Annotated in this window: 6 protein-coding genes; 4 read left to right on the forward strand and 2 right to left on the reverse strand. The window is 40.1% G+C overall.

The window, feature by feature from the left end:
* Positions 1–7 precede the first annotated feature (7 nt).
* The 4 genes from I6J02_RS16210 to I6J02_RS16225 are packed head-to-tail and all read left to right on the forward strand — an operon-like array spanning position 8 to position 6,760.
* A complete protein-coding gene (locus I6J02_RS16210) occupies positions 8–1,444 on the forward strand; it encodes a RagB/SusD family nutrient uptake outer membrane protein (protein WP_201678875.1) in 1,437 nt (478 codons plus the stop codon).
* 40 nt (positions 1,445–1,484) lie between these two features.
* Complete coding sequence (locus I6J02_RS16215) at positions 1,485–2,636, forward strand: TlpA disulfide reductase family protein (protein WP_201678876.1); 1,152 nt, start codon at positions 1,485–1,487, stop codon at positions 2,634–2,636.
* A gap of 28 nt (positions 2,637–2,664) precedes the next feature.
* Entirely contained in the window at positions 2,665–3,801 is a 1,137-nt protein-coding gene (locus I6J02_RS16220; protein ID WP_201678877.1) for a TlpA disulfide reductase family protein, read from the forward strand.
* 7 nt (positions 3,802–3,808) lie between these two features.
* Positions 3,809–6,760, forward strand: a complete 2,952-nt coding sequence (locus I6J02_RS16225) for a M16 family metallopeptidase (RefSeq protein ID WP_201678878.1) — start codon at positions 3,809–3,811, stop codon at positions 6,758–6,760.
* 175 nt (positions 6,761–6,935) lie between these two features.
* On the opposite strand, the gene I6J02_RS16230 is transcribed toward I6J02_RS16225, so the two are convergent.
* Together I6J02_RS16230 and I6J02_RS16235 are read right to left on the reverse strand one after the other, a co-directional pair.
* Entirely contained in the window at positions 6,936–7,127 is a 192-nt protein-coding gene (locus tag I6J02_RS16230) for a hypothetical protein (RefSeq protein ID WP_201678879.1), read from the reverse strand.
* 694 nt (positions 7,128–7,821) lie between these two features.
* Positions 7,822–10,830, reverse strand: coding sequence for an AAA domain-containing protein (locus I6J02_RS16235; protein WP_201678880.1), 3,009 nt, complete (start codon positions 10,828–10,830; stop codon positions 7,822–7,824).
* Positions 10,831–10,984: the final 154 nt, after the last annotated feature.

Genomic DNA, 10,984 nt, shown 5'->3' on the forward strand with positions numbered 1-10,984 from the left:
GATGACAATGAAAAATAAACATAAAACAGGAATAGCCCTGATGGCTTTTGTTGCTCTTGTATGTTCCTGTAAAAAGGACTTTCTGGAAGTCACCCCTAAGGGGCGCCTTATTGCACAAAAGGTGGCCGATTATGACTTGCTGCTCAACAACCTGGATCTTTCCAATATAAGTACCAGCTCTCAAGTGATTATGAGTGATGAAATAGCTGCGGTACAACCTTATTTTGATGGTTCTGATCAAAGGACACAGCGGCTTTTCCGCTGGGAGGATGTGATTTACCAACGCGATCAGGATGCGATAGAAATGGATATGCCGATGAGAAATATTTATACCTATAACAAGATTATAAATGAATTGCCTGCGGCCACGGATGGGACCGAACAGCAGAAACAATCGATAGCCGCTGAAGCAATGGCTGGAAGAGCATGGACATATTTTTTGCTGGTCAACTATTTTGCTAAACCCTATAGTAGCAGTACGGCAGCAACAGATCCGGGCTATCCGATTATAACTAAGGCAGATGTCACCGAAACGAAATTTACCAGAGCTACCGTCCACGAAGTCTATGATTTTATTGTCGATGATCTGGTCAAGGCAATTCCCCATTTACCGGCTCGAACGACGCATTCCCTGCGGATGTCCCAGGCTGCGGCTGAGGGTCTGTTGGGCAAGGTATATCTCTTTATGGGAAAACCGGACCTGGCCTTACCGCATTTAAATGCTTCGCTGCTTGCTGTGAATAATTCTGCTATTCCCATCGCCCTGTATGATTACAATAAAACTCTGGCTCCTGGCGGTGAGTTTTTACCAATGGGTATTTATGGGCCTAATTATCCAAATACAGCAAACAATCGGGAGATCTTATATAATAAGCAGTCTAGTAATTTCTGGACTTTTATCTATAATGAACTGGTCATCGACAAGCCGACAGTTGCATTGTTTGATTCCGCTGATCTCCGGTTAAAATTCTACTCCGCGTCCGCAAATTATGGACCAGCTTATCCGACAGGTCTACTTCGGAAAATGGGGCCAACTACTTTTCAGTATGGAGTTGTGCTGCCTGATCTGTATTTGCTCCGGGCAGAATGTAAGGCGAGGATGGGCGATTTGGCTGGTGCAAGGCTCGATGTGGAAGCGTTGCGCAAGAACAGGATGCCTGAAGCAAATGCCCTTGTCCCGGCATCCATTGCAGGGCAACAATTGGCATTGCTCAAATTTATTCTGTCAGAGCGTGTCCGCGAATTCGCACTCAGCGGCTATCGTTGGTTTGATATGCGCCGTTTATCTGTTGACCCTTTATTCAGTGATATCCATTATACGCATAGGCTCTATAGCGAAACGGGAGCAGTCATGGCTACCTATGATTTAAAACCCGAACGCATGGTACTTCGGTTTCCACAAAAGGTAATGGATCAGAATCCCGGTATGCAGAATAATCCATAGTGAAATAAATGATTTAAAAATTTAGCTAAAATCAAGTGTAATGAAAAAAAATTTAACAGCTACATTAGTTAGCCTGGCAGCGCTATGCGCCAATGGACAGGAAAGTTTTTCCATTAAAGGAAAGCTTACCGGAAACCACGAAGGGAAAAAAGTAATCCTCGAATACCCGAATCCTTCAGGGGTTAAGGATAAAATCAGAGATTCCACACTCGTTAAGAATGGTGTTTTTTCCTTTCAGGGAAAATTAGCCAGAGACCTGACGAGGGCCAATTTGACTATGAGTGTTGTGGGAAAAGAAATCGATCCTGGCGATTGGAGAAGGTTTTATGAGATTGATCAACAGGATTTTATGTTGGAAAATAAAGCATTTGTGGTCAAAGGCGAAAATATGAAGACCGCAAGGATAACCGGGACTACGGCACAAGCTGATCTTCAATTGTATAAAGAACAAACAAAAGAACCAGACGAACAGATGAAATCTTTCTCAGAAAAAATGCAGCAGTTTCATAGAACCAATGATACAGTAGCAATAGCGAAATTGCGTGCTGAGGCACCTGATTTTAATGAGGCCAGAAAAAAGATACAAAAAGATTTTATCCTGACACATCCGGATTCTTATGTCAGTCTTTATTTACTTCTGTTTAATGGGGGTATCTCTAATCCTGAGTTTGAGTCACTGTTCAATACTCTGACTGATCGTATAAAAAATACCGATATGGGTCGCGAACTCGATATCCAGCTAAAAGCGTCGAAGAAAGTTACAGTTGGCAAACCAGCTTTGGATTTTGAGATGAATGATACACAGGGGCGTCCTGTCAGGCTATCTTCATTCAAAGGCAAATATGTGCTGCTAGATTTTTGGGCAAGCTGGTGCGGCCCTTGCCGTGATCTGCATCCCGATATGGTTAAAGCTTACGAGAAGTTTAAAGAGTACAACTTCGAAATTATTGCTGTTTCGCTGGATAGTAAACGTGAGCCTTGGTTAGAGGCTATTGCGCAAGATGGATTGCCCTGGATACAATTGAGCGATCTGAAAGGAATGCGTAATGCAGCGGCCTTGCAATATGGTGTAACAGGCATCCCACAGAATTTTTTGATTGACCCGGAGGGAAATATCATTGCCATTGAGCTGAAGCATCAAGCGCTGGAGGAAAAGTTAACGGAAGTATTGGTATCTAAAAGCAACCCATAATAGATCACATTTCAATAAATATTAAGATATGAGAAAGTTAATCGTAACCATATTAATAAGTCTTACGGCATGTTATGCCAATGCACAAGAAAGTTTTTCAATTCAGGGAAAGTTAGCTGGTGATTATGAAGGCTATAAAGTCTTTTTACGCTATAGTAATCCGAATGGCCTTAAAGAGTTTATCGTAGATTCAACGTATGTCAAGGATGGTAATTTTATATTGAAAGGTACATTGGCCAGTGATATGGTCAGTGCTGATTTGCATATGACCGCTGTTGGAAAAGAACTGGATCCCCTGGACTGGAAAAACTATCATAAACTGGATCAGCAGGAATTTATGCTTCAAAATGCAGATTTCCAGGTTACCGGGCCCAATATAAAACAAGCCCGCATCACAGGTGGTCCTGTCCAGACCGACTATCTGGTTCTATCGGATATTGTGAAGCCGCTTAAAAATAAAGCACTTGCCATTTCAAAACAGATGATGGAAAATGCTGCAGCTGGTAACAGGGAGGCAAACAAAGACCTTGGTCCAAAATATAGTAATGCAGCCAAAGCCGTAGAAGATGCTGAACTGAAGTTCCTTGATGCGAACCCCAATTCTTTTGCCAGTCTTATTGTTGTCAATGATCAAATGGGTGTGGAGAATCCAAAATTTGAAGAACGTTTCAATAAATTGAGTCCGCGTGTCCGTAGCTTGTCATTAGCAAAAACACTTCAAACACAGTTAAATGCACAAAAAACTGTTGCGATTGGAAATCATGCTATTGATTTTGTAATGGACGATGACAGTGGAAAACCAGTTTCGCTGTCGTCTTTTAAAGGCAAGTTTGTGCTGCTTGATTTTTGGGCTAGCTGGTGCGGTCCCTGTCGTGCTGAAATGCCGTTCCTAAATGAAATCTATCAAAAGTATAAAGACAAAAATTTTGAAGTTGTGGCAGTTTCAATTGACAGCAAAAAAGAGCATTGGCTAAAAGCAATCAAAGAGGACAAAATGTCCTGGGTGCAGTTAAGCGATCTAAAAGGATATAAAAATGATGCCGCCCTAAAATATGGCGTCAGCGCGATACCACGTAATTTCCTGATCAATCCGGAAGGTATTGTTATCGCACAGGATCTACGCGGAGAGGATATTGAAAAGGAATTGAGCAAAATAATAAAATAATACTCGAATGATAAGGAAATCCAATATTTACTATAAAGCTTTACTTTTATGTGCTTTTGTATTCTTATTCGCTGATTCCATGTGGGCGCAATCCCGTTATCAATGGAAAACTGCCTCTTCTGGAGGTTATGACTACAGGTATGTCAGTAACGATCCTACCCAATCACGTTTTTATACATTAAAAAACGGATTAACGGTTATTCTGAGTAAAAATACGAAGCAACCACGTATTCAGACCTATATCGCAACAAAAGCAGGAAGTAAAACCGATCCCAAAGAGCACACCGGACTGGCACATTATCTCGAGCATATGCTTTTCAAAGGTACGGACAAGTATGGCAGTCTGGATTGGAATAAAGAAAAGCCTCTGCTGGATCAGATCTATGCACTCTATGAAAAGTATAATCATAGTACGGATTCGGTAGAGCGAAATGCGATCTATAAGCAGATAGATCTGGTTTCCGGGGAAGCCTCCAAATTTGCCCTGCCTAATGAATACGATAAACTCATGAGCAATATGGGGGCAAAAGGTAGTAATGCTTTTACTTCTTTTGAGCAGACAGTGTACATTGAAGATATTCCTAATAATGTCATTGATAAATACCTGAGCGTACAGGCTGAGCGTTTTCGAAATCCAGTCTTGCGGCTGTTCCATACGGAACTCGAATCTGTCTATGAAGAGAAGAATATCAGCCTGGATAAAGATGATAGAAAAGTAAGCGAGGCTATGTTTGAAGCCATTTTTCCGAACAACAATTATGGAAAACAAACTGTTTTGGGATCGGTAGAGCATCTTAAAAATCCATCATTAAAAGCGATTCAGCATTATTATGAGACGTATTATGTACCCAATAATATGGCGATTATTATGTCCGGTGATTTTGATCCCAATGAAGTGATCAGGCGAGTTGATGATGCTTTTGGTTACATGATTTCCAAGCCTGTTCCTGAATATATTTTCGAAAAAGAACAACCTATAACTCATCCAGTTTCCATAACGATTACCGGGCCATCCGCTGAGTACCTGACGATGGGATTTCGTTTTCCGGGTGCCGCAAGTGCGGATGCAGAAATGCTCAGTCTTGTTGCTAGCATGCTGTCAAACGGAGCAGCTGGCTTGATAGATATCAATCTGGTAAAATCACAGAAACTATTAGGTGCTGATGCATATCCTCAAATTCTAAAAGATTATTCAATACTTACACTACAGGGTAATCCAATAGAAGGGCAGACATTGGATGATGTGAAAAAACTGTTATTGGCTGAAATCCATAAATTACAGAATGGCGATTTTTCCGAAGATTTGATTATTTCAATTGTCAACAATGAGAAAAAATCCGAGCTGAGGAAACGGGCAAGTAGTCTTGGTGTAGTTTATGATTTATTGTCCAGTTTTACTTCAGAACTCGATTGGGCAAACGAAGTAGGTTACACAGAGCGATTGTCGAAAATAACGAAGAAGGATATTATGCAATTTGCTAATACGTATCTTTCTGATCGCAATTATATTGCTGTTTATAAACGGCAGGGTATCGATACAGACGTGGTAAAAGTAATTAAGCCTGCAATAACGCCAATTACTGTAAACCAATTTGCAGAATCAGGTTTTTTAAAGCAGATCAATGCGATGCCTGAGCAGCCTATACAACCCCGTTGGATTGATTTTAACCAAGATATCTCAAAATTCAAATTGCGGGATCTTGATGTTCTGGCTGTGACTAATCAGGAGAATGAACTTTTTAATCTGAGCTATCAGTTCGATGTTGGTCAATGGGACAATAAGCTATTGGATCTTGCTACCGGTTATCTTGAATTTTTAGGAACAAAGACCAGGAGCAGCGAAAAATTCAGCCGTGAATTTTATAAGCTTGCTTCAGACTTTAGTGTTTCCACTGGTGATGAAGAGAGTATGATCAGTATTTCCGGATTGAACAGTAACTTTAACGAATCTGTTGATTTATTACATGACCTTCTCCATCATTGTGTAGCCGATGAAGCTGCTTTTAACTCTTACATTGACCGCCTAAAAAAAATCCGGCAAAATGCAAAAGAAAATAAGGGTGCTATTATGGAAGGATTAAAGGCTTATGCACAATATGGAGAAAAGAATCCCTTTAATTTCACCTTAACAGATGCGGAACTCGATGCGCTAAAAGCAGAAGACCTGGTAGCGGTATTACATAATCTGGTAAATGTCAAACCGCGTATTTTATATTATGGTCCTCAGCCTGTTAACGAACTGATGAAGAATCTGAAACCGTTAAAAAACATCAATCGCGCATATTACAAAATGGATAAGGGAGAAAAATTCAAAGAAAAGCCAACAGCTGCTAATATGGTGTTGTTTGCGCATTATCCAATGAAACAGACAGAGGTGTTTTGGATCCGAAACACTGGAGTATTTGACCGCCATCTGATGCCAGAAATAGCCTTTTTTAACGGATACTTTGGTGCAGGGATTGGAAGTATTGTTTTTCAGACCCTTCGCGAATCCAAAGCTTTGGCTTATTCAACGTATGCTTATTATGGACAGCCTCAAAAGAAGGAAAATTATGAAATGATGAGTGCCTATATCGGGACACAGTCCGATAAGTTTAAAGATGCGGTGAATGGAATGAATACGCTCCTAAATGAATTGCCTGAATCTAAGGTAGGGGTAGCATCTGTTCGTGAAAATCTGCTGAAATCACTGGCAAGTGAGCGTATCACAGGTGCCAGTATTCTTTCAAGCTACTTGCAGGCACAGCGTCGCGGTCTTTCTGAAGACCCGAGGAGAGCCATTTTTGAAAAAATACCAACACTTACTTACAATGATCTTAAAGTTTTTCATGCTGATAAAATCAGCCATAAACCTTATGTCTATTGTATTGTAGGAGATGAGAGCAGCCTAAAAGAAAGTGATATTTCAAGTGTAGGTAATATCAAAAAAGTCAGCCTCAGTGAAATATTTGGATACTAATATCGTTTCTTCAAAATTCAGGTAAATTATTTATAATGTTTCTCAGGGCCTCGTTATTTTACGATGGCCCTTTTTCAGGTCTCAATTTTGCCTGTCTTATAAAAATTAATTAAAACCCTTTGAAATATAGTGAACCTATTTAAGTTAGCAAACAGACCGATTTGATATAGTTAGCTTATTTATCTGCTTTTTTCTGATCTATGTTTTTTTCATGCAGATATTCCCTTAGCCAGGAAATAACTGTCCTACTATGGGTAATTTTAAATTTCTCTTTGGCCTCATGAAGCCATAACTCGCCCTTCACTATGGCACTCACCACATTTTCCTTTGTCTGTTTTGGATATCGATGCCTGTTTTTCTTTTCCATAATTCTCAATTTAAATTCGATAAGCATATTACAAGACTTTTATCTTCATTATGGTCATTGGACATCCCCTAAAAACTTATTTCCATATTCTTTATTACAAGAAATTAATTGGATTGGACCAAACAATCTGCTTCTGCAGGGCAAGCCAAGTTCCTTTCCATCGGTCAAAATCCAGATGTATTATACCATTAACTAATCATTATACAGTTGGGAGTGTCTTTGGGAGTAGAAGAGTTGGTAAAAAGGTAAAAATTTTCAAGAAGGCCTCTTTGGGGAGGATCGTAAAAAACCAATTAATTTTAATGTCTTCTCTGAAAACCGCGATAGATTATGTGGCAATAGTGGTCGTGATACTAAGTGCACTTTTGGTGAAGTTAGTATCACAATCTAAGTAAACAAAAACCTTAAGCTAAAACTTGGATCTGATAATAAGTATAAGGCTGAGACACTCCTTAAGTGTAATAAATGATTGTTTAAATCGTGACCCAATTCGTGACCTATATAAGTAAAAAAGAGGTAAATACTTGATAATTAAGTAAATTTTGTGTGTAAGCGTGAAGAAATTTCTTTCGAATGCTTATTGCCTATATTCTTAGACGGTTTGAAATTTTAATCCTAAATGGTATTTTTGAATTAAATATAAAATAACAAAGATTTAAAACTGCCTGTACTCAACAGATGTGAATTTCAATAATTACATTTTACTTTCAATATACCGATACAACTGCCCTGATGGAGTTGTAGCGTTTTGCGATAATATCTCTTTACATCCGAATAGAATAAAAACGTCTTTTGCACGAGATACGGCCACATTCAGCATGTTGACGCCTCTGTCATAGAAATAGCTTTTACCCAAATCATTAGTACCATAGGTAGCGGAAAATAGAACCACGGGACGTTCTGCTCCCTGTAAGGCATGTACGGTGCCTATGGTCAATCCGGAGAGGTTAATTCCTGCACGGCGTAACGTGAGGGCTAGTTCGTGTTTTTGTCCCGTAAAAGGGGTGATTATACCTACTATATCCGCTATGCGAAGCGTCTTTAGCGGTCTTTTTTCTTTTGCTGCGGTATTGTTTTCGATGTCCTGATAATGGCTAAGTAATTGCTGCTGATTAGCGAGTATCCATTGGGCTATGGTAGTGGCTTCTTCTGAATTTGCCCGACTTGTACCGCCTCTGATTACGGAGGTCCCGCTAACTGCATAAAATTGCATAGGGGCAAACGGACTATTTTTTGCCGAACCCTTTTTAGGCTCCAACAGACCATGATAGGCAAGACGGTTGCAATACTCAATGATTTCATCAAAACAGCGTCGGTGTTCGGTGAGCATCATACCGCGTTCCATTTCGGGATATAATTGATATGGAGTGGTTTTCTGGGCGAGTTGCATCATACTACAGGCACTACTGAGAAAACCTTTGCTTTGTAGATTAGCTATTGATTTCTGGTCATTGATATCGGTTATTACTTTGTATCGATGTAGGTTGGCATGGTCTACTTTGGCAGGTACGTTCCATACGGGTTCTATTTGTAATGTGTCGCCTACTACCAAGGCTCTTTTTGCCAATGCAAAAGTGGCTGCACCTACCTCTGGCGAAACTTGTCCGGCTTCGTCTACAATTAGCAGGTCTATGTAGTCCAGTAGGGGTGGTGTATCCCAGACGCTTCCTATTTCTGTGTTTCTGACAAGTTTTGAGTAGGAAAAGAATTTGGGCGCCATGAAAAATGTGGAGACAAAGCAGGGGCTCAACATGGCAAAGCGTTGCCAGCGTTTCCGGGCATCTCTTTCTCCGTTTCTGTACACCCGATCTTCCAGTATCACGTCTTTGGTGGCCATGATCCAGCGTCCTTCCCAATAATGGATGGCGAGGTAAAACAGGTCGTATTTTAATCCCATTTCCAGTTCATCATAGAAGAAAGTTTCTTTTTTTTTGTTTTCGGCCATTTTAAATCCTTCGTCGTCTATGGGCGGATTGGACTTAATATTATTGTTTTGTTTCCAGCTTTTCCAGGCTTGTGAAAGCTTTTTGATTTGTTGGATTAATTGCAGCTTTTCATCAAAAAAATGGTGGAAGGAACTGATTTTATAAAAGTTTACGGTGTCATAATTTACCGGACACTCACGGAATAATTGTTTTAGTCGGATGGCTCTTTTTTCTTTTACAAAACGTAGAAATGAAAAGAGTTTTATCCAGAATGACTCCTGATCCAGATAATCGCTGAGTTTTCGTTCAATGTCTTTAATGTTTGCTTCTATTTGGTCAAGTGCTTTTTCGTCTAATTTTTGTCCTGAGAATAAACCGCTGGAGGTTGTAGCTCCTAATTTTTGAAGGAGCATCGGTATTGTTTTGTATTGTTGCCATAGTTTGATGCCCTCCTGAAGCTCTTTTTGTTTATGTTGTAGCGTGGCTTGTAGTTGTTTGGTGATGTTCGAAACATTCAGTCCTTCTTGCTGAAGGTAACGTTGAGATTTTTCAATATAGGTTTGCTCTGCATTGGCCAGATAGTTAGGATTTTCTTTATCTGTATGTGCTCCGCTCAGCCTGCCTTTTTCACGTTTTAGATGGGGTATGCCTTCGGATACTATTTTGCTTTGTGAAGGCAAATAGAGTCCAAAACCTTTCAGATTTGGCAACCAGCGTTCATACAACAGTCCCGGTTTTTGCGTCACGCTGAAAAAACTATCTATGATGTTGGTTACTGCCTGATTGTTGGTGGAACAGGCTACTATTACTGCGGGATCATGACCTTTTACGGCACTTTGTACCACTTCGTTTGCTACGATGCTTTGTAATAGGGTTGTTTTTCCGGTTCCGGGCGGGCCGTTTACGGCTAGTACTTCGCCTTTTTGTAAGGTTTGGAAGTGGTAAAGCGATTTTCTCTGTGAAATGGAGAGGGGATAGGCATGTGCCATCTGACCAAGATGAGTGGCAGATGTGTCTTCAAAGTCGTTGGTGGTTAATAAAGATCTTAGTTTTGTATTGGATCTGTCTACCAGTTTTTCCAATAACGGCGGTACTTTTTTTTCACGGATCAGGTAGTCGTATAGTTTTATGATACCGTCTGCTGCAGCTGTAAGGTTTTCATGGGCAACTATGGTGTTTGAGAAACTGACGGTATGGTTTTCTGAAACATATTCCTGTAGTTGCATTCTGGTAATCAGTTGGAAACAATCTTGAATATATTTCCAATATTCAGCCCATCCTGCTTCATCTGCAAAGGGTCTGGCAAATGCGCTGTCTATTTTATCTACGTCCGAAAAAATAAAATTTACGGCTTCATTTACCTGGGGCTCCAGATGTATGCGTGGAATGTAAGGGAAGGTGTCTTCATCGGGTTTTAAGAATCCGCTTCTGCTGAGTAGGGCTCTGATCCAGAATGGATAACTGATGCCTGTTTCTCCGGAGTATATGGTGTATTCCGGATCGGGGCTTACTCTGAATGGGGCTATCAGGATACTGGTTTCTTCTAATCTTTCCCAATCCGGATCATTTTTGTTTGATCGGCCTTTTGCTTCGTTTTGTTTTTTCTCAACGTCATCGAGTAATGTTGCTGCAGATGCTGAAGGCACATAGCCTTTGGCATAGTCAATAGGCAGATTATGCAGGTGTATGGTTTTGTCTACCTTTATTTCTACACGTGAGCCATCGGCCAGGGTATTGCGCCAGTATTCTAATAATTGTATTTGATCTTTGTGAGCCATTGTATGTGTGAACCGATCGCCTGATTAAACTTGGATTAAAGCATTAATATAGTATTTTAATATGATTTTAGATTCTTTTTGCGTCTGATAGAATTTAAAAATGTTGTTTAAATTCCGAAAGTAAGGTTATTGGCGAATGTGTTTTTACGGGAAA

The organism is Sphingobacterium spiritivorum, assembly GCF_016725325.1.
Lineage (GTDB): Bacteria > Bacteroidota > Bacteroidia > Sphingobacteriales > Sphingobacteriaceae > Sphingobacterium.